24 protein-coding genes and 2 pseudogenes are annotated in these 26,871 nt (G+C 56.5%); 15 read left to right on the top strand and 11 right to left on the bottom strand.

Annotated features, from left to right (window positions below; all coding sequences use genetic code 11):
• Nucleotides 1-264: 264 nt before the first annotated feature.
• Entirely contained in the window at nt 265-834 is a 570-nt protein-coding gene (locus tag JUK32_RS12225; protein WP_239112588.1) for an IS5 family transposase, read from the bottom strand.
• Nucleotides 835-1,000: 166 nt separating this feature from the next.
• On the opposite strand from JUK32_RS12225, the pseudogene JUK32_RS12220 reads away from it, so the two are divergent.
• The 6 genes and pseudogenes from JUK32_RS12220 (at nt 1,001) to JUK32_RS12195 (ending at nt 5,868) form a co-directional block, all read left to right on the top strand.
• A pseudogene (locus tag JUK32_RS12220) lies at nt 1,001-1,344 on the top strand (PDDEXK nuclease domain-containing protein).
• Nucleotides 1,345-1,793: 449 nt separating this feature from the next.
• Nucleotides 1,794-3,407 carry an amidase family protein gene (locus JUK32_RS12215; RefSeq protein ID WP_204139133.1) on the top strand — a complete coding sequence of 538 codons (1,614 nt, stop codon included), beginning with the start codon at nt 1,794-1,796 and terminating at the stop codon, nt 3,405-3,407.
• A 123-nt stretch (nt 3,408-3,530) separates the two neighbouring features.
• Nucleotides 3,531-4,709: an alpha/beta hydrolase gene (locus tag JUK32_RS12210; protein WP_239112587.1), complete on the top strand. Its 1,179-nt coding sequence runs from the start codon at nt 3,531-3,533 to the stop codon at nt 4,707-4,709.
• 78 nt (nt 4,710-4,787) lie between these two features.
• Nucleotides 4,788-5,099, top strand: coding sequence for a glutathione S-transferase N-terminal domain-containing protein (locus JUK32_RS12205; RefSeq protein WP_204139132.1), 312 nt, complete (start codon nt 4,788-4,790; stop codon nt 5,097-5,099).
• Nucleotides 5,100-5,122: 23 nt separating this feature from the next.
• Nucleotides 5,123-5,422 (top strand): hypothetical protein, encoded by a 300-nt coding sequence (locus JUK32_RS12200; RefSeq protein WP_204139131.1) that lies wholly within the window; start codon nt 5,123-5,125, stop codon nt 5,420-5,422.
• A gap of 83 nt (nt 5,423-5,505) precedes the next feature.
• Nucleotides 5,506-5,868 (top strand): transposase family protein, encoded by a 363-nt coding sequence (locus tag JUK32_RS12195; RefSeq protein ID WP_204139130.1) that lies wholly within the window; start codon nt 5,506-5,508, stop codon nt 5,866-5,868.
• Between the two features lie 195 nt (nt 5,869-6,063).
• Here the strand turns inward: JUK32_RS12195 and JUK32_RS12190 are convergent, their stop codons facing one another.
• Nucleotides 6,064-6,312: a hypothetical protein gene (locus JUK32_RS12190; RefSeq protein ID WP_204139129.1), complete on the bottom strand. Its 249-nt coding sequence runs from the start codon at nt 6,310-6,312 to the stop codon at nt 6,064-6,066.
• 359 nt (nt 6,313-6,671) lie between these two features.
• On the opposite strand from JUK32_RS12190, the gene JUK32_RS12185 reads away from it, so the two are divergent.
• Both JUK32_RS12185 and JUK32_RS12180 read left to right on the top strand, forming a co-directional pair.
• Nucleotides 6,672-9,146 carry an ATP-dependent Clp protease ATP-binding subunit gene (locus tag JUK32_RS12185; protein ID WP_204139128.1) on the top strand — a complete coding sequence of 825 codons (2,475 nt, stop codon included), beginning with the start codon at nt 6,672-6,674 and terminating at the stop codon, nt 9,144-9,146.
• Nucleotides 9,147-9,590: 444 nt separating this feature from the next.
• Nucleotides 9,591-11,075 (top strand): hypothetical protein, encoded by a 1,485-nt coding sequence (locus tag JUK32_RS12180; protein ID WP_204139127.1) that lies wholly within the window; start codon nt 9,591-9,593, stop codon nt 11,073-11,075.
• Nucleotides 11,076-11,267: 192 nt separating this feature from the next.
• On the opposite strand, the gene JUK32_RS12175 is transcribed toward JUK32_RS12180, so the two are convergent.
• Nucleotides 11,268-12,224, bottom strand: coding sequence for a DUF3086 domain-containing protein (locus JUK32_RS12175; RefSeq protein ID WP_204139126.1), 957 nt, complete (start codon nt 12,222-12,224; stop codon nt 11,268-11,270).
• 70 nt (nt 12,225-12,294) lie between these two features.
• Nucleotides 12,295-12,708 (bottom strand): DUF3119 family protein, encoded by a 414-nt coding sequence (locus JUK32_RS12170; RefSeq protein ID WP_204139125.1) that lies wholly within the window; start codon nt 12,706-12,708, stop codon nt 12,295-12,297.
• A 220-nt stretch (nt 12,709-12,928) separates the two neighbouring features.
• Here JUK32_RS12170 and JUK32_RS12165 point away from each other — a divergent pair, with 220 nt between their 5' ends.
• Nucleotides 12,929-14,335, top strand: a complete 1,407-nt coding sequence (locus JUK32_RS12165; protein WP_204139124.1) for a DUF2252 domain-containing protein — start codon at nt 12,929-12,931, stop codon at nt 14,333-14,335.
• 13 nt (nt 14,336-14,348) lie between these two features.
• Here JUK32_RS12165 and JUK32_RS12160 read toward each other — a convergent pair whose 3' ends face one another.
• Together JUK32_RS12160 and JUK32_RS12155 are read right to left on the bottom strand one after the other, a co-directional pair.
• On the bottom strand, nt 14,349-16,286 hold the full coding sequence (locus tag JUK32_RS12160) for an AAA family ATPase (protein WP_204139136.1): 1,938 nt from the start codon (nt 16,284-16,286) through the stop codon (nt 14,349-14,351).
• Nucleotides 16,287-16,503: 217 nt separating this feature from the next.
• Nucleotides 16,504-17,619, bottom strand: coding sequence for a TPM domain-containing protein (locus JUK32_RS12155; protein WP_204139123.1), 1,116 nt, complete (start codon nt 17,617-17,619; stop codon nt 16,504-16,506).
• A gap of 75 nt (nt 17,620-17,694) precedes the next feature.
• On the opposite strand from JUK32_RS12155, the gene JUK32_RS12150 reads away from it, so the two are divergent.
• Complete coding sequence (locus JUK32_RS12150; RefSeq protein WP_204139122.1) at nt 17,695-17,871, top strand: hypothetical protein; 177 nt, start codon at nt 17,695-17,697, stop codon at nt 17,869-17,871.
• On the opposite strand, the gene JUK32_RS12145 is transcribed toward JUK32_RS12150, so the two are convergent.
• A complete protein-coding gene (locus JUK32_RS12145) occupies nt 17,844-18,908 on the bottom strand; it encodes a hypothetical protein (protein ID WP_204139121.1) in 1,065 nt (354 codons plus the stop codon). The genes JUK32_RS12150 and JUK32_RS12145 overlap by 28 nt on opposite strands.
• A gap of 143 nt (nt 18,909-19,051) precedes the next feature.
• Between JUK32_RS12145 and JUK32_RS12140 the strand changes: the two genes are divergently transcribed.
• Nucleotides 19,052-19,954 (top strand): D-hexose-6-phosphate mutarotase, encoded by a 903-nt coding sequence (locus JUK32_RS12140; protein WP_204139120.1) that lies wholly within the window; start codon nt 19,052-19,054, stop codon nt 19,952-19,954.
• 22 nt (nt 19,955-19,976) lie between these two features.
• Here the strand turns inward: JUK32_RS12140 and JUK32_RS12135 are convergent, their stop codons facing one another.
• The 4 genes from JUK32_RS12135 to JUK32_RS12120 all read right to left on the bottom strand — a co-directional run bounded on the left by JUK32_RS12135 (nt 19,977) and on the right by JUK32_RS12120 (nt 23,611).
• Nucleotides 19,977-20,447 carry a cupin domain-containing protein gene (locus JUK32_RS12135; RefSeq protein WP_204139119.1) on the bottom strand — a complete coding sequence of 157 codons (471 nt, stop codon included), beginning with the start codon at nt 20,445-20,447 and terminating at the stop codon, nt 19,977-19,979.
• A gap of 43 nt (nt 20,448-20,490) precedes the next feature.
• Complete coding sequence (locus JUK32_RS12130; RefSeq protein WP_204139118.1) at nt 20,491-21,039, bottom strand: hypothetical protein; 549 nt, start codon at nt 21,037-21,039, stop codon at nt 20,491-20,493.
• 173 nt (nt 21,040-21,212) lie between these two features.
• Entirely contained in the window at nt 21,213-22,379 is a 1,167-nt protein-coding gene (locus tag JUK32_RS12125; RefSeq protein WP_204139117.1) for a DUF58 domain-containing protein, read from the bottom strand.
• 188 nt (nt 22,380-22,567) lie between these two features.
• Nucleotides 22,568-23,611 (bottom strand): Gfo/Idh/MocA family protein, encoded by a 1,044-nt coding sequence (locus JUK32_RS12120; protein ID WP_204139116.1) that lies wholly within the window; start codon nt 23,609-23,611, stop codon nt 22,568-22,570.
• Nucleotides 23,612-23,916: 305 nt separating this feature from the next.
• Between JUK32_RS12120 and glmS the strand changes: the two genes are divergently transcribed.
• From glmS to JUK32_RS12100, 4 genes and pseudogenes are all read left to right on the top strand, one after another.
• A complete protein-coding gene (gene glmS / locus JUK32_RS12115) occupies nt 23,917-25,815 on the top strand; it encodes a glutamine--fructose-6-phosphate transaminase (isomerizing) (protein ID WP_204139115.1) in 1,899 nt (632 codons plus the stop codon).
• A 115-nt stretch (nt 25,816-25,930) separates the two neighbouring features.
• Nucleotides 25,931-26,224 carry a nucleotidyltransferase family protein gene (locus tag JUK32_RS12110; RefSeq protein ID WP_204139114.1) on the top strand — a complete coding sequence of 98 codons (294 nt, stop codon included), beginning with the start codon at nt 25,931-25,933 and terminating at the stop codon, nt 26,222-26,224.
• Complete coding sequence (locus tag JUK32_RS12105; protein WP_204139135.1) at nt 26,224-26,565, top strand: DUF86 domain-containing protein; 342 nt, start codon at nt 26,224-26,226, stop codon at nt 26,563-26,565. The genes JUK32_RS12110 and JUK32_RS12105 overlap by 1 nt, the downstream gene beginning before the upstream one ends.
• A gap of 24 nt (nt 26,566-26,589) precedes the next feature.
• A pseudogene (locus JUK32_RS12100) lies at nt 26,590-26,845 on the top strand (glutamine--fructose-6-phosphate aminotransferase); the annotation flags it as partial.
• Nucleotides 26,846-26,871: the final 26 nt, after the last annotated feature.

Raw genomic sequence — 26,871 nt, 5'->3', positions numbered from 1 at the left:
CCCCAGACTTTAGCGGACGAGCCAATATCAGAGTTGCTTTAGGCTTAATCCATAGAGTGACAAAGGTCTGCGCCCAGACCGATGGCCCAGTCCTCTTCATCCCCTATTACGCTACGGGCATTGTTGTCGTCTCTACGCGAAAAAGGGACCGGGTGCCTTGGAGCTTATTGACACATATTGCATCGGTGAGTCCCAAGGCACCCGGTCCCTAACCACCTCAAGGCACCTGGTCCCTGGTCAACGCCTCAAAAATCAAGTTCAAAGTTACTCAGACTGTTGAGATTGCAGGCCGCGACAAACTGGCGATAGGCGTTGAATACTGCGGGGTTTGAGAGCTTTGACTCGCGGCAATAGAGTTTTTGCCCCGTCCCGTTCCGGGGTACTCGCTGCCGTGACGAATATAGCCATCACCAGACCCAGGGTCTCGACTGCCAGAAAGCGCTTCCGCCCTTTAATCTGTTTCCCGGCGTCGAAGCCGACGGCGGCGTTCACCCCCGCAGCACGCTTGACACTTTGACTGTCAATGACGGCCTCGGACGGACTCGGTTGCCGACCTTGCTCGATGCGATACCACTCCCGCAATCGGTCATGAATCCGTTGCCAGGTGCCATCTTTACGCCAGTTCCGGAAGTACATGTACACCGTTTGCCACGGGGGAAAGTCACCCGGCAGGGCGCGACAGCGAACCCCTTCGACGAGCACATACAGAATGGCGTTAATCACCGCATAGACATCCACTGTGCGCGGTCGTCCCCCAGGTTTCGCGGGCGGCAGCAAGTCGCTGAATAAGTCGAACTGGTCACGGTTCAGGTTGCTGGGATACTCTTTAACCATCAGCTTTCTCAGGGCTCCGTACATCAATACTTGCAGCCTATACTGAGAAAGCTTTTTTACTCATTGCACGACTTTTAAAACACCCTCTTAGAGCTCGGAGTCGGATTCTCCTTTGTCCGCCAAAACTATCGTATTGAGATCGGTGGAAAAGAATTCCAGCATCGATATGCTCTTCTATCATCTGAAATTACAGTGCTTCATCGTCATTCAACTGGAGATGGGTAGCTTCAGACCCGAACAGTCAGGCTTGATGAACTTCATCTGTCCGCGATCGACGACCAAGAGCGGCAAGCAGAAGATCAACCCACCATTGGTATCATTCTCTGCAAGACCAAGGATAGAACGATCGCCGAATACTCCCTGCGACACCTCAAGAATCCCATTGCCGTTGCCGAGCACCGGTTTCCCAAGGTCTTACCTAGCGCCGAGCAGTTGGAGTCCGAGCTAGAGAATGCGGTCCAAGAACTCGAAGGCGACAGCGACTCTTCAATTGGCCCAATGCAAGCGTAGCTGAAACCAGGTGAAACAAGCTCAAAAGCATTGATGTACAAGGGTTCTGAATTTATTTTTGGTCGACTCTAAAGGCCCTAATTTAGCCGGTTTCTTTTTTTACTCAGGAGCAACAATCAGCGTGGCCTCTGACTACCGTATCTTCGCTACTTTGGGGCTAAGTAGGAGGGAGCAATCATTTGTAAACCCCCGCAACCTCTTCACAAAGCCCAGGACTCATGGCCGGCATGGGTTATCCTCCGTTCACTCATGCTACGTTTAATCCTGCTTTCCTACTTACATAGAAAGTGACCGGCTCCCGCGCAATCCGCACCCCTATAGGTTTCGGCGAGTGGTGTAGGGGCCGGTAGCCTTTGCCACAAAGCAAATCCGAGTCCTGACTTAGGGTGCCAATAACCCAGCTGTTCAAAGTTTGGTTAAGACCGGTTACAAAGTGAGGAATCAGGCTGATGAAATGTTTGGGATTGAGCGCAGGCGGATTGGCGATCGCCGCCACGATTTTTGTCTCCCCAGTTAGAGCCGAAACCTTTGATCTGCAAACTGCCACGATCGCGGACATGCAAGCCGCGATGACGGCCGAAGCCTTGACCTCGGAAGCATTGGTGCAACTTTACCTTGATCGCATCGCGGCCTATGACGACGAAGGACCCGCCATTAACGCGTTAATCACCATTAATCCCAATGCGTTGGCCGAGGCGATCGCGCTCGATGCCGCTCGCGCTCGGGGAGAAAACATGGGTCCCCTCCACGGCATTCCCATTATTCTCAAAGACAACTATGACACCGCTGATATGCCGACGACGGCCGGTTCTGCCGTGCTGGCCGAGGCGATTCCCCCCGATGATGCGTTTGTGGTGAGCCGGTTGCGAGAGGCCGGGGCGATTATCCTCGGCAAAGCCAATATGAGCGAGTTTGCGGCCTCCTATGGTCGCTTGGGCTATAGCTCTCGGGGGGGGCTGACGCTGAATCCTTATAACTTAAGCCGCAATGCTTCCGGGTCTAGCAGTGGTACAGCCGCCGCGATCGCCGCCAACTTTGCGGCACTGGGTACCGGCTCCGACACCGCCGGTTCGATTCGGGGGCCAGCAGCGGTGACGGGTTTGGTCGGCATTAAACCAACCATGGGCTTGGTCAGCCGCGATGGCATTGTGCCGTTGACCCTGTCCTTTGATGTGGGTGGCCCGATCGCCCGCACTGTGACGGATGCCGCGATCGCTCTGGGCGTGATGGCGGGCCCGGACTCGGCTGACCCTCGCACGCTCGAAAGCGAAGCCGATGCAGTTGCAGACTACACCCAGTTTTTAGAAGCGGATGCGCTCGATGGCGCTCGCATTGGCCTGATCACTGATTTTCTCGGGGGCAATGCCGAGGTTGATGCGCTGACGAAACTGGCGGTTGACCAGCTAGAGGCCCAGGGCGCGACGGTGGTGACAGTTGACCTGCCCGCGTCCCTCGAAAATCCCTGGAGCTATATGGGACCCGCTTGGGACAATGAATTTAAGCCCCAAATTGAGGCGTATCTAGCAACTCTACCAGAGCCCTTTCCCAAGTCGTTAGCGGCTCTGGTAGAAGCCAGTATGGCCCCGGCGATCATGGACTCGGCCACCCCAGTCAACCCGGCACGGTTAGAAAGTTTACTCACGATGGTCGCAACGGGCGGCTTAGCCGACACGGGATTGCTATATTCCCTCTCGAATGAAATTCCGACAATACGGGCAACCTTGCTAGACGTCATGGCGGCGGCCGATATTGACGCCCTGATTTACCCGACAATGGCTTGTCCGGCCAGCCCGATTTACACAGTCGAGTCTGATCCAACTTACGTCTGTGAAGCGGGTGACCCCTATAGTGCTGGCTATCTCGCCAATATTGCCGGTTTTCCAGACATCACCCTACCCATGGGCTTTACTGAGGCCGGACTGCCGATTGGCCTGTCGTTTATGGCTGAAGCGTACAGCGAACCGAAGTTGCTTGGGTTTGCCTATGCCTATGAGCAAGCCAGTCAGCTATCTCAACCGCCGCAAACCACTCCGCCTTTGCCCGGCGAGCGCTTTGAATACTGATGCCAAAGCGGCTTCAAGATCCCAAAATAGGGCTAATCAAGAGGATGCCAAGATTCCTGTAAAAATGGGCTACTTCTACAAACTTGGAGTCCTTTTACTGATGCAAATTACTGAGCTGTTTTCTTGACTTTGCCCATCCTACTCCTCAGTTTAGTGGGGCTTTTTCTTAGTCTCTGGATTGTCATCCCCGCGCCCACGGCGTTCCTCTTGCCACTGGGCGTGGGCGCACCAGAAATCAGTCCCTGGCTGATTGGCATCAATGCGATCGCGCTTTTACTCGTTAGCCTGAGCTGGACTGGCAGTCGACTCCATCTCCTCATACTGATCGGTAGCCTGCTGGGGCTCGGGCTCAGTCTACTGCCGCTGGCTCAGTTTCCCGCCGCTAACCGACAGATCGATGCCGAGATGCGCTCCGTGCTAGGTGATGATTTTCTGGCTAACGTCCCAGCAACGACACTGCAGTCCCTGCGCTCCCGGCCTTTGGTGTTAGCGGATAGCTTGCGCGGCATTGCCCTAGAGGAAGTCCACACGGATCGGGGCATCGTCTTTGCTCGGCCCGACGAGATTCCCCTGACGCTGAATGTCTACCGACCGCTCAATCCTGGTCGCTATCCAACCATCGTGACGATCTACGGGGGGGCGTGGCAGCGCGGCAGCCCCGACAACAAAACCAACTTCAACCGCTACCTGGCGGCCCAAGGTTATACCGTCATCGCCATTGACTACCGTCACGCCCCTCAGTATCGCTTTCCAGCGCAGTTGGTGGATGTGAGGACAGCCCTGACTTATATTCAAACCCACGCTGAGGAGTTGTCCGTGGATCTCAATCACCTGGCGATGCTTGGACGATCCGCTGGCGCACAACTCGCGACGATCGCCGCGTATGCATCGGCGATCCCCGTACAGGCGGTCGTCAACTACTATGGGCCGGTGGATCTCGTCGCTGGCTACCGCGACCCACCCGTCCCCGATCCCATTGAGACTCGGGCTGTCTTGAGGGCGTTTTTAGGGGGACCCCCGGAGGCCGCCCCAGAGCTCTATCGGCAGGCGTCGCCAATCAACTACGTGACCACCGATTTACCGCCAACTCTACTGGTGTATGCCGGTCGTGACCACGTTGTGCAGGCCCAGTATGGCCGCCAGCTTTATGAACAGCTCCAAGCCACGGCTAATCAAGCCGTTTGGCTCAAAATTCCCTGGGCGGAACATGCCTTTGACACCGTCTTTAACGGCCTCAGTAACCAGTTGGCACTGTACTATACCGAGCGCTTTCTCGCTTGGGCGCTGCAATCGACCGACTAACCCTGGCCTTGCTCGTCTCGGTGTTACCCTGACGGTGATCGTTATGCGCCGCGATCCGATCACACCAGGGGCTGATTTATGATTACCGCTCATCACCTTGAAAACTCCCGCTCCCAGCGCATGCTCTGGCTGCTAGAAGAACTCGAACTAGACTACGACCTCAAATCCTATGAGCGCAACCCGCCAACCCTGCTGGTGCCGGAAAGCTTGAAGGCCGTGCATCCATTGGGAAAATCTCCCGTGATTACTGACGGCGAGATCACGGTGGCCGAGTCCAGAGCCATCATCGAATATCTGCTTGAGACCTACAGTCAAGGCCAACTGGTGCCGACCGCGCCGGAGAACCGCCGCCACTACCGCACTGGCTGCACTATGCCGAAGGCTCGCTGATGCCATGGCTGGTGATGAAGCTCGTGTTTAACCGCATTCCGAAAAGCCCAGGCATGCCGTTTTGCCTGCGTCCGGTAGCCAAGAAGATTATGACCCAAGTACAAGCTCAGTTTCTCGATCCTCAACTGCAGACGAATTTAGCCTTTATTGAAGCCAGCCTGCAGGACCAAGACTGGTTAGCAAGGGATTTTTCCGCCGCCGATATTCAGATGAGCTTTCCCTTAGAAATCGCCAGCGATCGCACCCGTCCTTGCCAACTAATTTCCCCGATAAGTAGTCTTCTCAATGGCAAACAACTCACAAGTAAAATCGGCTGGTTTTAGCACCTGAATATCAGGGCTATTTCATTCTCCCAGAAGCTTTCATATGCTAGGGTTTCAAACTGTAGCAAGTCTCTGGAAACATGATGAGTCTACCCGTCTCCCCGGCAACGGGTCGGATTGGGATTCTAGAAGCCTTTGCCGAACTCCCGGATGTTCGACAGGCTTCCGGTAAACGACACCAGATGACCTTGTGCTTGGCACTGTTTACGTTGGCCGTTACTGCCGGAAATCAGGGCTTTCTCGCCATTGGCGACTGGCTGAACAGCTACCGTCGGGACTTGCTAGAACTGTTTGACCCGCCGAAGCAGCGTTTACCCTCCTACAGCACGATTCGACGTGTGCTGCTGAAGGTGGATTATCAAGCCGACTCCACCGCCTTGGCGCAATTCTTCGACGTTGCCCCGTTAGGGAGTAGCGTTGAAATAAGTCCCCCAAAGTTCGGTTAGACGATCAGCGACGAGTGGTGCTGATGCTGATGTTGACAGAGCAAATCAAAGCGACATTCAAAGACGCGGCTCGTAAACTGACGGGGCAGAACAAGTCGCCTTGGATTATTTTGAGGGGTCAGTCGGGCTGGTCATTAATTGGTGATCACATTGGCAGCCTAGCAAGCCGATGCCGACAGTCATTCAAACCACGTTCTAAGGGCAACACCGCCACGGCGATGCCTCGACGGCCTCAGTAGCGCCCACCGGCATCGGCTCCAGCGAGTACCCCAAAACCTGCACTCCCTTGCAGTACATCCCCATTCTGACGTGCAACTCGAAGGCTGGGGCATCCGTCTTTCCCCACTCGCCTTCAGTGAACACGAGTGATTTCTCACCTCGCCCCTGCACCACGACAGGCACCTTGCGGGAACGAGAAACTAGCCAGTGAGTCGGTTGGAACATGGAAATCTCGTACATTGAGAATTATGAATCGGTTTTTCGAGGAGTGATTTTATCTCCATTTGTTGCAAAAAGCATCCATTCCGGAGCATAACTTGTTAAATTATGTAAATAACCTCTAAGTTTAGTCTTCTGTCAGAGAGTATTCGCAGAACTTTCACCTTGTTAATTTTCTCTGCCATAACTGGATTTGAGGGTTTTTACGAATTGTATTCGGCTCTCCCTACTGCCGTTTAGTAAAGTTTCTTTGTACAGTTTCTTTACAGAGGTAGTGCAGTCTCCGCAGACGGCAGTCACCTCGTCGCCAGAGCAGCCATTTAGGGAAGTCCGTCTTCCTTGCACACCAGAACCAACACGGGGCTATGTTTGAGCACTTCACCAACACCGCGATCGCCGTCATCATGAAGGCCCAAGAAGAGGCCCGTCGATTGCAGCATAATTTCGTCGGCACCGAGCAATTGCTGCTGGGACTGCTGCGCGAAAATTCCAGCGTGGCCGCGGCAGTTTTGACCGAGTTTGGCGTCAACTTGACCGACGCACGTACGGAAGTCGAAGCCATCATCGGTCGCGGCAGCGGCAATCCCCCTTCGGAGGTGCCGTTTACACCTAAAGTCAAGCAAGTTTTTGAGAGCGCTTTTCAGGAGGCCCGTAAGCTTGACGCCTCCTACATTGAACCCGAGCATCTGCTGCTGAGCTTGACGCAAAGCCGTGAGAGCGTGGCCTACCGAGTCATGGAAAACCTTGGGGTTTCCCCCAGTAAGGTGCGGACTCGCTTGATCAAAGATTTGGGCGAGGCAGCGGCGATTCCGGCAGGGGGGCGCAAATCGCGCACCAGCGATCGCCGTCGCAAGAGCAATGTGCTTGAAGAGTACAGTACTGACCTCACCCTGAAAGCCGCAGAGGGACGACTTGACCCTGTGGTGGGCCGCGCCAAAGAAATCGAGCGTGTCGTGCAAATCCTGGGGCGTCGCACCAAAAATAACCCCGTGCTCGTTGGCGAACCGGGTGTCGGTAAAACCGCTATCGCAGAAGGCTTAGCTCAGCGCATCGTCAATCAAGATGTGCCGGAAACGCTGATCGGCAAAAAGGTTTATGCCATCGACATGGGTTCACTCGTGTCCGGCACCCGCTTCCGAGGTGACTTTGAAGAACGCCTGACCAAGCTGGTGGACGAAGTCCGCAACGATGACGACATCATCTTGGTGATTGACGAAATTCACACGTTGGTTGGGGCCGGTTCCTTAGAAGGTGGAATGGATGCGGCTAACATGCTCAAGCCCGCCCTCGCCCGAGGTGAAATGCAGTGCATTGGTGCCACCACCCTCGACGAATACCGTAAACATATCGAGAAAGACGCAGCGCTGGAGCGGCGCTTTCAACCGATTATGGTGGAACCGCCTTCGGTGCCCGACACAATTGAAATTTTGGCAGGGATCCGTAGCCGCTATGAACAGTTCCACAATGTTCTGATCTCCGATGCCGCACTGAACGCTGCGGCCGAGCTATCGGATCGTTACATCAGCGATCGCCATTTACCGGATAAGGCGATCGACCTGATTGATGAAGCGGGTTCACGCATCAAGTTGCGCTACCAAATCAGCTATCCTTCGCCAGAGGTAAAGCAAGAGTTACGTCAGGTTTCGAGTGACTTGCAAGTTGCGGTGCGGTCTCAGGAATTTGCCCAGGCCCAAGAATTACGCCAACGCAAGCATGAATTGCTGGCCCAGATTCAAGGTCCTCAGCCGGAAGCGGCGGAAGCGCCGCCGATGACCCAGCCCGTCGTCGAAGATGATGACATTGCGGAAATTGTGGCCTCTTGGACAGGGGTACCCGTCACGCGCATGACTGAGTCAGAGGCGATGCAGCTCATGCACTTAGAAGACACCTTGCACGAGCGGGTGATTGGTCAACACGAAGCCGTGGAAGCCTCAGCCCGAGCCATTCGGCGATCGCGAGTGAAACTCGCCAGTCCGGATCGTCCCATCGCTAGCCTGGTCTTTTCAGGCCCGACCGGGGTGGGTAAGACCGAGCTCACCAAAGCGCTTGCTGCCGCGCTGTTTGGCTCCGAAGAGGCAATGATCCGGCTAGATATGTCGGAATTCATGGAGAGTTACACGGTCTCGAAGCTGGTGGGCTCGCCTCCGGGATTCATTGGTTATGACGAAGGGGGACAACTCACCGAAGCGGTGCGGCGTAAGCCCTACTCGGTCATCTTGTTAGATGAGATTGAGAAGGCGCATCCTGATGTGTTCAATATCCTGCTGCAAGTTTTGGACGATGGCCGATTGACGGACGCCAAAGGTCGCTCGGTGAGCTTTAAAAACACCCTGATCATCATGACTTCGAACATCGGTTCACAGGTCATCGAAAAGGGTGGCGGCGGCATGGGCTTTGACACCGCGATCGAGGATGAAGCCACCACTCGGTACAACAACATCCGCAGTTTGGTGCAGGAAGAGATGAAACAGTATTTCCGGCCTGAACTGCTGAATCGTCTCGATGAGATCATCGTCTTCCGTCAGCTCACGAAGCCCGAAGTGAAGGAGATCGCTGATTTAATGCTGGTCGGTGTAAATCAGCGGTTGGCGGAGCGAGGCATTACCGTCAGTGTTACCCCCGAATTTGAAGACAAGCTCATCAACTCCGGGTATGACCAGCGGTACGGAGCCCGCCCCATGCGGCGCGCGATCGCTCGCTTGGTTGAGGATGCTCTAGCTGAGGCCATTCTGGCCGGTTCAGTTCAGGATGGTAATGCGGTGTTGCTAACCATCGATGACGATGGCAACGTTCGAGCCGAGCTACAGCAAGCTCCCGCTTTGGCTGGTATGCAGCGCTAGTGCTGAGCCATGATCGGGCTGTATAGCGGGCTCTGCTTAAGCCGTGAAAAGTGCTGACAAACCCCTTCTAACTGACGGTTGGAAGGGGTTTGTAATTGGGCGGCAAAATGCGATGCACCAAAACTGCCATAAAGAAAACCTGAAGGCATTGACAGCACTAACAGGTCATTTTCTGAGCAAAAGACCAGGGTGGCACTGAGAGCCTTCAGGTTTTCAAAACACACTGATGGTAGGGATAATCACTGATAACAGTGATTCACGTTGCCAACATAACCTGACGAGGAAGGCCCTCGGGAGAGGGTTCGGCCCCCTCATTTGGGATATTTTTTTGACATTGGTGAGTTGACTTTGAGATTTTGTGCTACACCATAGTGATTAGCGCAGCCATCACGCTAGATATGCTGCTGATTCCTGCGATTCACTGTTGAAACTCCCCCGAAGATCATGAGCAAAGGAAACGTGCCGCCCCGTTCTCACGATGCTAATTCGGCTGATTCGTTAGCTGCTGCTCAAGGTCAGTTGCCGTTGCCGTCTGACGGCCAAGCTGGCAATGATGATTGGGAAACGGTTGCCATTGTAGGAATGCCCCCCTTAAGCGCGATGGCCCCAGGCGAGCCCCCATCTAATGTAAAAGCGATGAATACGCCGGACGAAACAGTTGAGTTGCAAAGCCGGATTGGCGACTTGAAACAGTGCAATGAAGCGCTGTTATCGCGAGTGCAGCAGCTAGAAGAAGCGTTGGAGCGATCGCAACAAGCTTTGCAGCAAGAGGTTGAGCGATCGCCGCGGCTCACCGAAGAAGAAAAAGTGGCTGTCGCCCAAACCCGCTCGGTGGCTCAGTTGCTCAGCGAACTGGATGAGGCGAATGCCGCCCTCAAGCGACAAACCCTATTAGCCAACACCCTGAGTGCTCAGCTCAAGACTGCCGAAGACCGGGCGCAGCGCCTCGAACAAGAAGGCAATATTCTGCGGAAACGCAAAACGGAACGGGCCCAGCAACTGCAGGTTGCCGAAGACACTTGCGCGGACCTGCGATCGCGCCTACAACGGCAGCAGCAGTACACCTTGCAATTTAAATCGGCGCTGGAAAAGTGCCTGGATACAACGGCCTTTCAACATGCTTCTCACAGCATTGAGCACGGTGTGAGCCCGGCGAGTGAGTCTGTTGCCGCCCCATCGGGGCCGTCATCTCCCACCATTGGAATGCCTCGTTCTGAGAGCATTCGTCCGTGGTCGGCCCACCCGGCGCAGGCGGCGACTGATCCCCAGCTATATTCATTGCTGCAATCTCCTGGAGCGCGCGCTTCAGACCCCCCAACGACACCCACGACAGCTCGTTCCCACCCTCCTGAGCAGTTAGCGGATTGGACCAGTGACCAACCCGCCGCCGCTGCAGCCCCTGAGGCAGAGCCGCCAGCTGCGATTGATCGAGCTGCTGAACAGCAACTTTGGCAAGACGTCGAGCGCGTGATGGAAAAAACGGTCACGGGCACTGCTCCGGCGGAGTCGGCGGTAGACTCCACTGATCTTTCATCCGCAAGTCCTGAAGTAACGGTCTCTGCCCCCAGTGAACCCACGACAGCGACCACTGAGTTTACTGAGCCGATTCCTTGGGGAGCCCCGGTGAATGCGACTCCCCCAGCGGTGCCCACGCCTGACGAAGAAAATAGCGGTGCGCCCGCCATCAGTGAACCGATCAGTTCGGTGCCCGCATTCGAGACACTAATGACCGAGCCGGAGCCACCAACTAAACCTAAAATTGACCGCCCTGCAACATCAGCGGTGCCAGCGTTAGAGGCCATGCAAGCGGGGCAAAGCTCCCCTTCGCCGCTAGTACATCCGTTACGCCCATCTCAACGGAAACGTAAATCGTTGTCCGCAGTGGAGCTGCCCAACTTTCCACCGTTGCCGAAAGTGCCGACCGAATAACGGGATAGTGCAGCGATGGTCGCCAGTCTGGACGAGGCCCCGAGTAGTTAGGCATAAGGATTGAATCAGTTGGAACAGCCGTCTCGGCTGTCCACTGGCAGGTACAGTATTGCTTTGACCAAAATTGGATTTTATATAATCCTGATCCCTTAGTTGAGATGGCGGGCAAAGAGCCCCTTGTCGAGCGATCGCTTAATAGAATTCGTATGCTTCCGAAGTGGGGTTGTTGGGGTCGGGAGCGATCGCTAACCAGAGAGGGAACTGCAAGATTGACAGAGCCACTTTGCCCTCTGACTCATCAATGATGATGAAGGGCAGATAGTTGTTTTCCAGTAAGCGTTCGGCGCGTTGCGCCATGGGCTCTGACGACTCAAACAGCATGATGCCGCTGCGGGTGCCGAAGTCGGCCCGTGACACCCCCAAACAGTCTTGAAAACCCCGTCGCCAGTCACCTAAGCGCTCCGGGCTCCGAGCGAGCACCAGCACCCGCAGGCGATCGCCATGCATGGTGTGCAACATCGAAATCGCGGCTGAAGCTACCAGCACATTTTGCAAGCGGCTGTTGAGGGTTTTGACGGCTCCGCGCCCCCCTTGATTGAGCATCCAGTTGGCGACCCGATCAGCGTGAATGGGCTCAAAGGTGCGGCGTAATTGCCAGACTGGGCCGTAGTAGTCAGGCCGCAAACGGTATTGGTCTAACAAGCTCTGAATCCGTTCCGCATCTAACAGATGAGGGGAGCGAGTCGCCGGGGGGGATGGAGCCGACGTGGGTTCAGGGGCGGGGGAAGCAGAGGGAGCAGCGGCGGGGCGACTGGGCGGCGGTTCTGGGGGCGATAATGACAGTTGCTCGGCAGAGGTCGCCAAATCTTGCAGGCTACCGACCAGATATTCCTTAAAGCTCTGGACGCGCACCGCCAAATCTTGGGAGGCCCCGGCAAATGAGGTTTTCATCTCGGCGTTGATGCGATCGCGGCGGCGTTCGAGCTTTTCGATTTCGAGCTCTAACGATCGCTTCTGGCGCTCCAAATCGCTGGCCGCCTCCCGTACCATGCGAGCCAAATCAGCTTGCACTCGCGCGTCTGTCCGCGAGGTGCTGCTGTCTCCTGAGGCAGACTGGGCAGACGATAGCGGCGATTCATCAGCAGGCATAAGCAATCTCAAACAATCCAAACAATCAATAAAAACGAAAAGTCAATCGGCAATCGGCAGCGGGTTACCGTTAGCGATCGCTGGCCTGAGGCGGCACATGCTGTTCGAGCTGCGATCGCAACTGGGCGGGGCTAAACAAAATCGGTAGAAAATGAATGCTGTTGACTTCCCGAAAATAAAACAAAATCGGTACAGGCGACCAAAAAATATCCCAAACTTGCCAGTCTTGATAGGGAAACCGGCGAATGCGACTGTCCCCCCGGTAAATATCTAGATCCGTGACGGTAAATACTAGCCGTAAAGTAGCCGCCTGGTAAAGCAAAAAACCGCCTAACAAGGCCACAATGCCCGCGATGATCGCAAATGTCATTCCCCACATCACCCAGGACAAACAGGCCCAACCAAGACCGCCGAAAATCAAGGCGATGGGAAGGTTGTAACTGGGTTGCAAGGTCGTTGTTTTATCTGCTGAAGAAATCGTCACGGTATGCTCAATCCTGACCACATCAACAATAATTACGCCACTCTTGATTAGACAAAGGCGATGGCGATTGCTTTCATTGTAAAGGCTTGGTCTCCCTACCCCTACCAGGGAAATGATGAAAAGGTGAACAGCTCACTCGGGACAAGGTGCGTGAGGATGGCAAAGGGGGTTAAGTCACGCGTTACCATGACCTCACCCTTTGCAACCTATCCTCACCCCTATGGCCACCCTCACGCGAGCTGATAAATATGATCAGGGTAAAGCGCTACGCTCTCAAACTGGTCGCAGCAGCCACGGTAACTGGTCGCCTGTGGCCAATCGCGTTGATCCGTTAGCGCGACTGCAGCAGAGCGATCGCGATCGGCTGACTCACCTGCTCCCGATCAAATATGGCCGCATGGTCGAGTCGCCCTTTGCTTACTTTCGGGGGTCGGCGGGGGTGATGGCTGCCGATTTGGCTTCTACCCCGGTGTCTGGCATTAATGCGATGCTCTGCGGTGATGCCCATTTGTGTAATTTCGGGGTCTTTGCCTCCCCCGAGCGCAACCTGATCTTCGACATCAACGATTTTGATGAAGTGTATCCCGGCCCGTGGGAATGGGATGTGAAACGCCTTGCGGCGAGTGCGGTGCTAGCGGGGCGATCGAACGGTTGCAAAGATTCTGATAATCGTGATCTAGCAGAGACCGTGGGCCGGGCGTATCAAAAGGCGATGCAGTACTTTGACGACCATACGACTTTGGAGATGTGGTACTACCACATTGATGCCGAGTATGTGCTCGATCTGTTCAAAGACGCCTCTTCGAAACGGGGGCACAAAACCGCCCGAGAAATGGTGAAAAAGGCCCGTCAGCGCACCCAAGCCCAAACTCTCGAAAAGCTCACTACACAACAAGACGGGCAGCGGCGGTTCATCAGTGAACCGCCGCTATTAGTGCCTTTAAGCGCTGCCGGTGCCGACGCGGAATTTTTGGGCGATTTTGGCCTCTCTCCAGACGCTCTGCGCGCCGCCATTGAGTCGAACTGGCACGACTATTTAGCAAGTTTGTCAAAAGAACAGCAATTTCTATTGAGTCGCTATCGCATTGTGGATGGCGCGCTGCGGGTAGGGGGGATTGGCAGTGTGGGCACTCGGTGTCTGATTGTACTGCTCGCCGGCCAGAGCGAAGATGACGCGATCGTTCTGCAACTCAAAGAAGCCAGCGCGTCGGTGCTGGAACCTTGTTTGCCCGCGCACACCTACGAAACCCATGCAGAGCGAGTGGTGACGGGCCAAAGCCTAATGCAAGCCGTGAGTGATATCTTTCTCGGCTGGCATCGTAGCCTCCCTACCGGAGTGGATTACTACTGGCGACAACTCAAAGATATGAAGGGTTCTGTAGAGATAGAAGACCTCGATGCAAAAGGCTTAGAAACCTATTTGGAACTCTGTGGCTGGACGTTGGCTCGCGCCCATGCTCGCACGGGTGATGCCGCCACCACCCTGGGCTATATCGGTAAAAATGATAAATTTGCGCAGGCGATCGCGAAATTTGCGATCGCCTATGCCGACCAAACCGAACGTGACTACGAGCAATTAGCCCAAGCGATAAAGTCTGGCAAAATCGCCGCTGAACCAGGTATCTAATCGGTTCAATGGGTTACCCTTTGAGCTGTTTTTGACGCTGTAAGGCCGCGAGGGCAGCGGCGAAATGCTGGGGCTGAATGTGAATTTGGGTGGGATCGTCCGCGCCAGAGGCCCGATATTCGCGAATCGCTTCGAGGGCAGCTTGGTTGCTGAGCAGGGCGAGGTCGGCCCCATTCCAGCCGTCGGTTTGGGCCGCCAGGTCCGCCAGGTCGATGTTTTCGAGGGGGCGATCGCTGTTATGCACTTGCAAGATCGCGAGGCGGCTTTCTACCGTCGGCAAATCCACCTCGATTTGCAGATCTAGCCGTCCCGACCGTAGCAACGCTGGGTCAAGCGCTGTACGACGATTGGTGGCCCCGACTAGCAGGACATCGGTGCTGTCTTGCAGGCCATCCAGTTCGGTGAGCAGTTGCCCCACCACGCGATCGCTGACCCCCGAGTCGCCTTGGTGCTGCCCCCGAGCGGGAGCCAGCGTATCAATTTCGTCAATGAACACCACACAGGGGGCAGCCTGGCGCGCTTTGATGAAAAGCTCTCGAACGGCTTGTTCCGCCGCGCCCACCCAACGGCTCATCAGCTCTGGCCCATTCACGGCGATGAAATTGGCCCGGGCTTGGGCGGCGACGGCTTTGGCAAGTAGGGTTTTGCCGGTGCCCGGTGGCCCCCACAGCAAAATGCCGCGCGGGGCCGTGGCTCCCGTTTGTTGATAGAGCTCGGGATACAGCAGCACGCCTTCCACCGACTCTTGCAGAGTTTGCTTGGCCGCTGCTAACCCACCGATATCATCCCACTCGACTTGGGGCGATTCCACTTCCACCGAGCGCAGCACCGACGGCTTGATTTCCTTCAGTGCCGCCGCAAAGTCCGCTTGGGAGACGTGCAGGTCGGGCGGGATGGGATCGCTGAGGGAAGACACCTGTCGCCGCAGGGCCAGGTAAGCGGCCTTTTGGCAGAGGGCTTTGAGGTCGGCACCGACCATGCCCACCGCCACATCGGCAACGGCATCCAGACTCACGGTGTCATCCACGGGCATCTCGCGGGTTTGAATTTTGAGGATTTCTAACCGCCCATCGCGATCGGGCACCCGGAAATGCACTTCGCGATCAAGTCGACCGGGACGCCGCAGGGCTGGGTCAATATGGTTCGGCTGATTCGTCGCCGCTAGCACGACTACACCCTGGGTTTTGGCAAAGCCATCCATCAGACTCAGGAGTTGCGCCACCAGGCGTTTTTCGACTTCCCCTTCGACCTTGCTGCGATCGGGGGCGAGGCTATCGATTTCGTCAATGAAGATGAGACAGGGAGCGGACTTGGCCGCTTTTTCAAACACCTTGCGCAGGCGGCCTTCGGCCTCGCCATAGTATTTGCCCATGATCTCGGGGCCGACGATCGCGATGTAGCTGACGCCCAACTCCTCGGCCAGCGATCGGGCCGTCAAGGTTTTGCCTGTGCCCGGTGGCCCCACGAGCATCACGCCCCGAGGCGGTTCCAGTCCCAACTTGGTCAGCACATCGGGCCGCTTGAGGGGAATTTCGATTAGCTCTTTGAGTTCTTGAATGACGGCAGCCAGCCCCCCGACATCTTTGAGAGAGGGCATTTCGGGAGCCTTGGGAGCGGCTTGCTGGGGCGGTGTTTGAGCTGATGGCGAGGGTGAGGCATCGGCGGTGGTGGCGTTCTCCGAGGCGACCGTGGCATCCGCGCCCTTGCTGGTATCGGCAGGCGGGGGCGTGATAATCACCTCTTCACTAATGCCGCCGTCGTCATCATCTCCCGCGCCCGGGGTGCGAATGCGCGAAACGCCAATATCCGGCATATTGCCCTGGCGAGGAATGTTGCCCAAGCCCCGCGCGTTGACCCGAATGTCTGTCTTCAGCTCGCCATTTTCGGCTTTTTCTTCTAGCGTTTTTGCCAGTTCTAGCAGTTGCTCAAAGCCTTTGAAGAAGTCATTCATAGCCATACCCAGGGTCTCAACGGCGTTGTCACACGTCCCCAATGCGTTATCAATTCAGCGACATCGCAGGGATCACGTGTTTTCACTATAGCTTTCCCGTTTTGACGACCTTTTGCGGGTATGGCAGCCCATTGTAACGAAGCTGCAATCAAGTGCCTACACAGGCAAGGACAAGGGCGGCTGGTGAAAAAATTGATGCCGCTGGGGGCGACGTGATTTACCAACTCCCAGAGGCCCCACCGCCGGAAGAACTCCCCCCACCGCCCGAACTGCTGCTAGAGCTCGATCTCTGTTTGCGGGGAATGGTGCGGGTAAACACATGGTGGTGGCCGCAGTGCTTGCAGTCTTGCGTGATTTCAGCGGTGCCGGTGCTGCTGTAAGTGGGGCTAACCAGGGTATGACTATTTTCTGACAGCGTTTTGTGGTGGCATTGGGAGCATTTGCGATAACGCGAAAACAGACTGTTGTAAGACAGGGTGGTGTGGTAACCACAAGTCGGGCACAGCCAAACGTCATAATCGACTGACTTCAAGGACTCTTCACGACGTTCACCAGCTTCGAGATATTGGTCATCGTCTTGTTCAGAGAGGCGGCGCATCTCAGTTTGGCAGGTGGGACACTGGCGCGATCGCTGCCGATTCCACCAGCCATAGACCAGCCGCAAAAGCCCCCCTAAGGCACTCAGCGGAATCAACAGAAAGGCAATGATCCGCCCCCAAAAGCTCCCCTGGGTGGCGGTGGCAGCCGATGACGGCTGGGCCGGCTGTGAAGCACCGGGAGCAAAATACTGGATCACGGCATCGACTCCCGACACCGTACCCGCTGCCATTTGCCCGTCGCGAAAGTAGGGCAGCATTTGATTATCGATGATGATTTGAGCGGTCTGGTCGGCCTGGCTATCGTACCCGGCCCCGACTTCGATGCGCATCTGGCGATCGCCCGGTGCTACCAGTACCAAAATGCCATCATTGCGCGTAGCATCACCAATGCCCCAAGTATTGAACAGGTTGGTGGCAAAAGATTCGATCGTACTGTCCCCAGTTTCGTAGCGGCCAAAGGTATCGACCGTCAGCAATACCGCATGTACCCCAGTCTCAGACCGAAACTGTTCCAAACGGCTACCGACATTGGTCTCTTGCTCAGGCGACAGTACGTCGCCGTAATCATTGACATAGGGGTGCTCAAAGGCTGGATAGGTGCCTTGGGCTTGGGCCAAGGCAACGCCGGACGACAGCCACAGCACAGCAGTGGTGCATAACGCCATGAGCCAATAGCGCCAGTGGTGCCCCCTTCTCAGGCTATCCAAATGTTTGATTGACAAGCGTTTCGTCATCTCCTTAGTCTCTCGCTGAATTACCTGAAAGCACGGCACCCGGTGGGGTTTAGTCTGGCTGGCCGCTGACATAGGGTGCCCGCAAACAGACTTCAAACCAATGGGGAGCGATTTCGGGAAGGCAGTTCGCTACAACTGGCATGGTCATCCGGCGATCGCCTCGTTATACGAGCGAGTGCGATCGCCGCTCAGATGTGTGGGGTTGAAGGGGCGATCGCCCACGATTACAACCCCGACGATCGCACCCGATAGGGAATTTCTTCGATCGGTAGGTTGTTGGTATCCCAGTCACCGTAGGACAGCTGCAACCGTTTCTCGCCGCGATAATCCACCAGACGACCGCCGTACTTGTCGGCCTCGGTGCCCAGGCTTTGGATGCGAATTTTGCCATTAAAGACCGTGGCGCGAGCGAGATAAATCACCAGGTCATCCCGCGACGGACGGTTCACGGTGGTGCTGGCAGTCAGGTGGGCCAGGCCGCGCTCGTCTATCTCTTGCGCCACGGCCATCGCCGTGTCGCGAATACCCCGAATGGCGACTAAAGCAGAGGCGATCGCCATGGTGATATCGACCCCGTCTTGCGTCAAAATTTGGTGATTGGACAGGTATTGAAAATTGCGCCCCCGCAGGTCATCGCGAATGCGGCGATGAATCAGATTATTGGGGTCGTAATGGGTCAGCGCACCGACGATCGCCCCGCAGGCCGCGCGGGGTTCGCGCCAGGGCGACTCGCGGGTTTTGCCATAGACTTGTCGCCCATTTTCGCGCAGGCGACCGACATGGGTTTTGAGGTCGATCGCGACCAGCGAAATCGACTGGGCATTGCCGTCATACACTCTTTGCTTCAGGGTTTCATCTAGTTCGTGAGCCACCGTGACATGGGCCAACGTCGCGCCATTATCGGTACCGCCGCCCGCTGGGAAAAACGCTTCCAGCTTGAGTTCGCCAATTTCTGACATGGTGGCAAAGCGGGAAGCAACGACATCACGATAGCGTTTGGTGGCCTCGCCCTGATGCACGCGATCGCCGCAGTTGGTGTAGGCCAGGGTCGTCACCACGCTGGGCAAACTCATGTCGGCCCCGCAGGCTTTCACGTCCGTTTCGCTGGCCGCCGCAAACTGCAATTCGTCGCGCAAGAGCTGCAACCCGTTAATCAGCGCATAGCGATCGCTAACGATCTCGTTCAAATAGTTGTGATAAGCATTGCGCTCCATCCCAAAGCTCGCGCCCAGTTCCCAAAACCGCTGGACTCGGGCTTCGGTGGGGGCAGCATCAAAGGGCTGATACATGGCGTTGGTTTCCTTTACAGAGCAATGTATTGCCACTGAATGCGCCAATTTTAGCGTAGGCGATCGCTGGCGAGAGGTCGGGTTTTTGGCGTCGATTAATCCGACTGCGGTTTAATAGAACGGCAGACATGAGGATGGGCGTGATGGATTTGGCACAACTCAATCAGGACTATGGCCTCGCGGGACAGGTGCAAGTGATCGCTGGCGAAGGCGGCTGGCCGTACATTGAGGTGACCAACGAGCAGGCGACGGCATTGATTTCGCTCTATGGTGGTCAGGTGCTGTCGTTCAAACCTCGCAATGCCACCCACGATCTCCTGTTTGTGAGTGAAAACGCCTACTATCAGCCAGGCAAAGCGATCAAAGGCGGGACGCCAATTTGCTGGCCTTGGTTTGGCCCTGACCCAAAAGGGTTAGGGCGTCCGAATCACGGATTTGCGCGCAATCGCCTCTGGAGCATCCACGAAACTCAGGCGCTGCCGAGTGGGGCGACGCAGGTGATGTTGGGCTTTAGGGATAGCGAGGATACGCGGGCATTGTGGCCTTATGCGTTTACCTTGGAGCTTGAGATCACGGTGGGCAACACTCTGGAGCTGGCCCTGGTGAGTCGTAATTTGAGCGATCGCCCCTTTGAGATCACCCAAGCGCTGCATACCTATTTCACCGTGGGCGACATCACGCAAACCACGGTGCTCGGTCTCGACGGCACGACTTACATCGATAAGGTGGATGCTGGCACCGTGAAGCCGCAAACTGGGCCGATCGCGATCGCGTCAGAAGTGGATCGCATTTATCAGGGTGTGCCTCCCGAGTTAGTGATTGACGACCCCGCATTACAGCGACAAATTCGGATCACCTCATCAGGGAACCAGACTGCTGTGGTGTGGAATCCGTGGATTGATGTCGCCGCACAGTCGGGCGATTTGACCGACGATGCCTACCAACATTTTGTTTGTGTGGAAACGACAAATGCGGCGGATGATGTGGTGACCGTGCCCGCCCAGGGCGAGTTTCGTCTAGCCGTGACCTACGCGATCACGACTTAGGGATGGTGCTCACCAGTTGCCCTTACATGGGTTCGTAGGTGCGGCGATCGCCCAGGCGATACAGGCGGGTGCCCTGGTGGGGATACTCCACCACGTCGTAGTCGAGGTCGTAGCCGCCCAGCAGATACACTAAATCTGCGTCAAAGGGGTTGTGCATGTCGTGGGCCGGGCTGTCGGGGCGAAAGCCCATAAAATCGCCAGCGCCGACTTCAAAGGGTTGGTCATCAATGGTGGCAATGCCCCGCCCGGAAAGGATGTAGAGAAATTCTTCCTCACCGCGATGGCGATGGTATTCCGTTGAGTGTTGTCCAGGTTGTACCCGCACTAGGTAGATGCCCAGGTGCAAGCAGCCCGTTGCCCCGGCGAGCGATCGCGTATGGCGCACGGCGTTGGCATTGAGGGGATGCACAAAGACTTGTTCGGGCAGGGCTGCGATCGCAGCAGCCTTGAGCAGCGGATGAGAATAGTTAGCGGCTTCGTTGGCAGCAGTCATTGAGCCCTCCAGTAAATCACGTCACCAAGTTTGGGTATTCACTTTATTGTGCCGGGTTGTTGGGCCGATGGGGCGGGCCGAATGAGGGGCCGTCGTCAGCCACGGAGGGGGCGATCGGGGGCGGCTGGGCGGTTCCCAGATGGAAGCAGTAGGTGATGTTGCCTGCTGCATCGACTTCAAACGTGGCGTTAAATTCCACGCTGCGATCGCGGAGGTAGGCATTGGCCGCATCGCCGTTTAATTGCGCGGCGATCGCGAACTGGAGTGGGCTCACTTGCCCCCTGTGCGTCTGCACTAAATCGAAAAAAATCTGCCGGAGTCGATGCTCGGCCTGCTGACGGCGCTGACGGCGAACATCCCACAGGAGCCAACTGCCACCCGTGACGGCGGGGAGCCCCAGCAGCAGCCCAGCGGTAATTGTTTCTCGCTGGTCGAGAATATTCGGATTGCGGTTGAGTCTCGTTTCCACCGCTCTACCGAGACACCAAAACCCCAGCAAGAGCAGCAATCCGGCGCTAATTGACTTCACTTTTTGCATGGTGCGATGGGCGACGAATCGTTGGACACATTCCCAGAACGGCTTCGATGGCATCTGGTTGCCCAAACGGTAATCCAAGTTGCCGTTTATGTCACACCCCCCAACGGATCACCTAGAACGCCGGGACAGAAACCCAGTTTCGCTGGTTGTAACAACGCAACCCGTGGACTCGCAAGTGCAGAAGCCGGGGTTCTAGGCGCACTGAACCGCCGCGCTGGGGGTACCCCTTACCGGGACGTGGCTAGTGACCCTTGCAAATCAGCGGCGAGTTGCTCAGCCAGCGGGATTTCTGGATTAATGGTCAACGTGGGAGCGGCGGCAGTCGGAACCAGCAGAGCCGAAGTCGTTGCGGGCCACTGCACCCAGACACTCCCTGGCGGCAACGGAGGCGAGGCAGCCGAACCGAGCCAGATGAGGGGTTGGGCAGGAAGACGCTGGGTTTGGGGCTGTCCAGGCGTGACCTCGGCTAGCGCGGCGAGTACAGTGTGTCGATTTTGCAGCAGGCCGATATGGGGCAGCCACAGGGCGACGGTGAGTTGCTGCCGCAGACTATAGATATATAAACTGGCAGCGGCCACTATGGCGGCCTCGAACGCTTCGGGATGCCAGCGATCGCGGGTATCGAGCCCAATCATGACCTGATTATCGGCGGTTTGCTCTTCCAATTCCCGCACGCGCAGATCCCCATAGCGGGCACTGGTGCGCCAGTGAATCAGTCGCGTGGAGTCGCCCCAGCGATAGGGCCGCATGGCCCGTGTTAATCCCTGGGTCGCTTGCTGAGCCTGCCGAAACGCCTGCCACCGGGAGCCTTCGGCAATGCCCATTTGATCAATTAGGGGACAGTGGGTGAGGGGCAAGATTTGCGGATAAACGGTGGCGTGAGCTACTGTCGAACGCGATCGCTGACACCAAAACAGTCCAAACGGAGCCGCCGTGCGCAAAGTGACCGTCTGCCATTGATAAACGCCGCGTCGGGTCGGCTGTACCGTATACGTCCAGCGGTGGGACTGATGCGGGGCCAGGGTGGCGATCGCCGTTTCCGGCAGCTCTCCCAGGGCGGCCGGTATTTGGTCGCGCACTTGCAGCAATACCTTGGCTTGGGCAGTGGGGTTCTCGATCGCCATCTCAGCAGTTAAAGCTTCCCCCACGCTAATGGGCCGAATTGGTTGGCGATGCACCTGCAAGCCCTGCAAACTGCGTGGGGCAGCCCAAATATTAATCAGCGCGATCGCGATCATCACGCCCCCCATGGCATACAGCCACCCGGCCATACTGTTGACCGCAGCCCCCAAGAGCGCGATCGACAACCCCAGCAACACTCCGCCAGCGTAAGCCGGAGCCACCCACCGGGTTTCCAGCCCCGTCAACCAGTTTTGCCACCATCGCATCATCATGGCTGCGTTCTCCATACTGCTAACAAGATGGCACAGGGAGCAGGGGGATGAGGGGATGAGGTACTGATTTCTAGGTTTTAGGGTTTGAGTGCGAAGGCACTGATGTCTTCAGTGAGCTACCCGCATACCCATCCACCCAGCCACCCTCACACCCTCACACCCAGCCACCCTCACACCCAGCCACTCACCTACTCCACAGCCACCCGCTGCCCCGCCTGGTTCAGCGATCGCGACAGGGCGACCAGCACTTTGACCAAGCCAGTCCCCACTTGACCGGAGGAAATCGGCGAGGGCTGCTGCTGAACTACACAATCGACGAAATGCTCACAGACCTGTTTCAGCGGTTCACCTGGGGGAATCGCGATCGCCTCTTGCGACAGATTGGTGGGAATAAAGTAGATGCCGTCTGGGGTGAATTCGCCGCATTGGATTACCAGGGGCGCATCGGCCTGCATTTCGTCAAAAATCAGCGCCCCGCGATCGCCCACCAGCCCCAAGCGGCGCTGCTTGTCCGGATTGGCCCAACTCACGTGAATGGTCGCCTCAAAACCGCTGGGATAGAACAGGCGTAACCAGGCGACATCCGCCAGTCCAGCCGGGAAGAGTGGCTCGGCGGGGAGATCGCTCTGGAGCCAGGTTTGCCCCTGAGCGGTGACAGCGATCGGCGTTTCACCCAGCCAGTGGTTGAAGATGGCGATGTCATGGATTGATAAATCCCATAGGGCATCGACATCGGGGCGCACGGGGCCGAGATTGGTGCGGGTGGCATAGCCGTAGCGGAGCGTTCCCAGCGGTTGCTCACTCAGGACGGCGGCCCCTTGTCGCACCACCGGATGAAAGAGATAGGTGTGGTCGATGACTAACTGCACATGGTTGTCGGCGGCCAGTTGACACAGCTCCGCGCATTCCGCCACGTCTAGGGTCAGGGGTTTTTCCGCGAGGACGTGTTTGCCATGTTTGAGGGCGGTTTTAATCAAGTTGTAGTGAGTGGCGGCGGGGGTGGCGATCGCCACCGCATCCACCGCTGGGTCTGCCAATACTGCCTCGGCATCCGTAGTTAAGTTAAACGCTGGGGCGAGCTGAAATTTCTCGCGAATCGCCTCATGCTGGTCACGGCGCGGTTCCACGACAGCGACCACATCGACCGCCGCCAAGGCCAAAAAGTTTCTGAGCAGATGGTTGCCCCAGCGCCCCACACCAAATTGAGCCAGTCGGATGCGATCGCGGGTCATAGTGACTCCTTGCTACGGTGCAGTTCAGCTAGCGTTTGGGGCCATGGCTAACCCCGGTCCCGGTCTCAACATGCCCGCTGCCCACGGCGAATTTTGCATCGTGGGTAAAATTCGTCACCGTTCGTTTAGTTGAGCTGCTTTCGGGCCGATTTGCCCCCGACCTCGGCAGATAAGTTGTATCATTCACACCCATACGGAATTCACTCCAGTTCGTACAGTTGGGCAAGGAGGCGATCGCAGTCGTGGCTGGAGTCACTGCGCCATCCTCCCTGCATTGGCGTCATTTTCATGTAAGGAGCACTTCTATGTGTGGCATCGTTGGTTATATCGGCACCCGCCCCGCTAGCGACATCTTGATGGAAGGGCTCCAAAAATTGGAGTATCGCGGCTACGACTCCGCTGGTTTGGCCACCGTGCTCGAAGGTGAGTTGGCCTGTGTGCGGGCCAAGGGCAAGCTCCAGAATTTGGCCGATAAACTGGCGGGGCTGGAGAATCCGGCGCGGCTGGGCATTGGCCACACCCGCTGGGCCACCCACGGCAAGCCCGAAGAACACAACGCCCACCCCCACACCGACACCAATCGTCGCATCGCCGTGGTGCAAAACGGCATTGTCGAGAACTATCGCGAACTGCGGGAAATGTTGAAAGCGAAGGGACATGAGTTTCGCTCCGATACGGATACCGAGGTAATTCCCCACCTGATTGCGGAAAACATGAAGCAGCTTTCGGCGGCGGAATCGATTGAAGAAAATCCGTTTTTTGAAGCGGTGCGCCTCAGTGTCAATCAACTGGACGGAGCCTTCGCCTTGGCGGTCATCAACGCCGACTATCCCGACGACTTGATCGTGGCACGGCAGCAGGCCCCGCTGATTATCGGCTTTGGGCAGGGAGAATTTTTCTGCGCGTCGGATACCCCCGCGATCGTCCCCCATACTCGCGCGGTGTTGCCGTTGGAAAATGGGGAACTCGCATTACTGACGCCGATGGGTGTCGAAGTCTATACCTTCGCGGGCGATCGCCTCAAAAAGCGTCCCTTCTCCCTGAACTGGAACCCCATCATGGTGGAAAAGCAGGGCTTCAAACACTTCATGCTCAAGGAAATCTACGAGCAGCCCGGTGTGGTGCGCACCTGTGTCGAAACCTATTTGGACACAACTTGGTCGAGCGATCGCGCGATGAATCCGGTGACCTTGGGCTTAGCCGACGACCTGTTCAACGACCTAGAGCATGTGCAAATCGTGGCCTGCGGCACCAGTTGGCACGCTAGCCTGGTGGGCAAGTATTTGATCGAGCAGCTCGCGGGTATTCCCACCATGGTGCAATATGCCTCAGAGTTTCGCTATTCGCCCTCGCCCCTGACCCGCAATACCTTGACGATCGGCGTTACCCAGTCCGGCGAAACCGCCGACACCCTCGCCGCCCTGGAGATGGAGCAAAAGCGCCGTCAGGCGGCGGCAGATCCGGCCCTCGCGCCGCGCATGTTAGGCATCACCAATCGGCCCGAAAGCTCCCTATCGCGGTTGGTGCCCCACATCATTGACACCCACGCGGGCATCGAGATTGGCGTCGCCGCCACCAAAACCTTCATCGCCCAGGTCATGGCCTTTTACTTTCTCGCGCTGGATCTGGCCTATCGCCGCCAAACCCTAGCGCCTGAACGCATTGAGCAGATCATCGAAGACTTGCGGCAGATGCCGGGACACATTGAAGCGGTGCTGGAGAGCCAGGAACGCTATATCGAAGAGCTGGCCCACGAATTTAGCGAAACCCAGGATTTCATTTTCTTGGGGCGCGGCATCAACTTCCCCATTGCGCTGGAAGGGGCGCTGAAGCTGAAGGAGATCAGCTACATCCACGCGGAAGGCTATCCCGCTGGGGAAATGAAGCACGGCCCGATCGCGCTGCTGGATGCCAAGGTGCCGGTGGTGGCGATCGCGATGCCCGGTGCCGTCTACGACAAGGTGCTGTCCAATGCCCAGGAAGCCAAGGCCCGCGATGCCCAGCTCATCGGCGTGGTACCGCTGAACGATGAAGAGGCCGAGTTCACCTTTGATTCCCTGCTGCCCGTGCCGCCAGTGGATGAGCTGCTTTCCCCCATTCTCACGGTGATTCCCTTGCAGTTGCTGGCGTATCACATCGCGGCGCGGCGCGGTCTGGATGTGGATCAGCCGCGCAACCTTGCCAAGTCGGTGACGGTAGAATAGCGATTAAGAAGCAGGAGCGATCGCCTATCGACTGAAGCTGCCTGAAAAGCAGGTTGGCTGATGTGAGGCGATCATGGGCTTCCCAATGCTGTTGCCGTTTATCCGGTACCCACCGATGACGACGCTGTTGGAAACCTTGCAAAGCCAGAAGGCCAAGATTCTGGAAATTGCTGAGCAGTATGGGGCTAGCAATATTCGGGTGTTTGGCTCGGTGGCACGGGGGGAGGCAAATGAGGACAGTGATATTGACTTGCTGGTAGACCTGGAACCGGGACGGAGCCTACTAGATCATATTGGCCTGATGCAAGATTTAGCCGATTTGCTGGGGCGATCAGTCGATATCGTAGAAACGGATACCCTGCACGAACTCATACGGGATCAGGTTCTGAAGGATGCAACTGCCCTATGATTCCTGAAGACAAGCTGTATTTGAGCAACATTTATGAAGCCGCTCTTAAAATCGAGAGCTATACCGAGAGTGGGCGAGCGGCTTTTATGAGCACACCAATCATTCAAGATGCGGTAATTCGAAACTTTGAAATCATTGGCGAGGCGACTAAGCGCTTGTCAGATGAGGTTAAGCAGGAGAATTCAGAGCTTGCCTGGCGACAAATGGCTGGCTTTAGAGATGTGTTAATCCACGATTACATGAAGGTAAAGCTTACTCGGGTTTGGGAGGTTATTGAGCAAGATTTACCGGGGTTAAAGCACCGAATCAAAAGTTTGTTAGACAGCTTAGAGGCAGGCTGATGTAAATCAACCTGCCAGGGTCGGTCGGTGTACGACAAGGTGCTCTCGAATGCCCAGGAAGCGAAGGCGCGGGATGCCCAGCTCATTGGCGTAGTGCCGTTGAACGATGGAAGTGGAATTTACCTTTGACTCGCTGTTGCCGGTTCCCCCCGTGGATGAGCTACTGTCACCTATTCTCATGGTGATTCCGCTACAGTTGCTGGCGTATCACATCGCCGTCCGTCGCGGTCTCGACGTCGACCAGCCTCGGAACCTCGCCAAAAGTGTCACGGTAGAATAAGGGCACCGATCGCTTGGGAGATGCCG

The organism is Halomicronema sp. CCY15110 (genome assembly GCF_016888165.1).
Lineage (GTDB): Bacteria > Cyanobacteriota > Cyanobacteriia > Phormidesmidales > Phormidesmidaceae > Halomicronema.
This window is presented reverse-complemented; position numbering and strand designations above follow the sequence as displayed.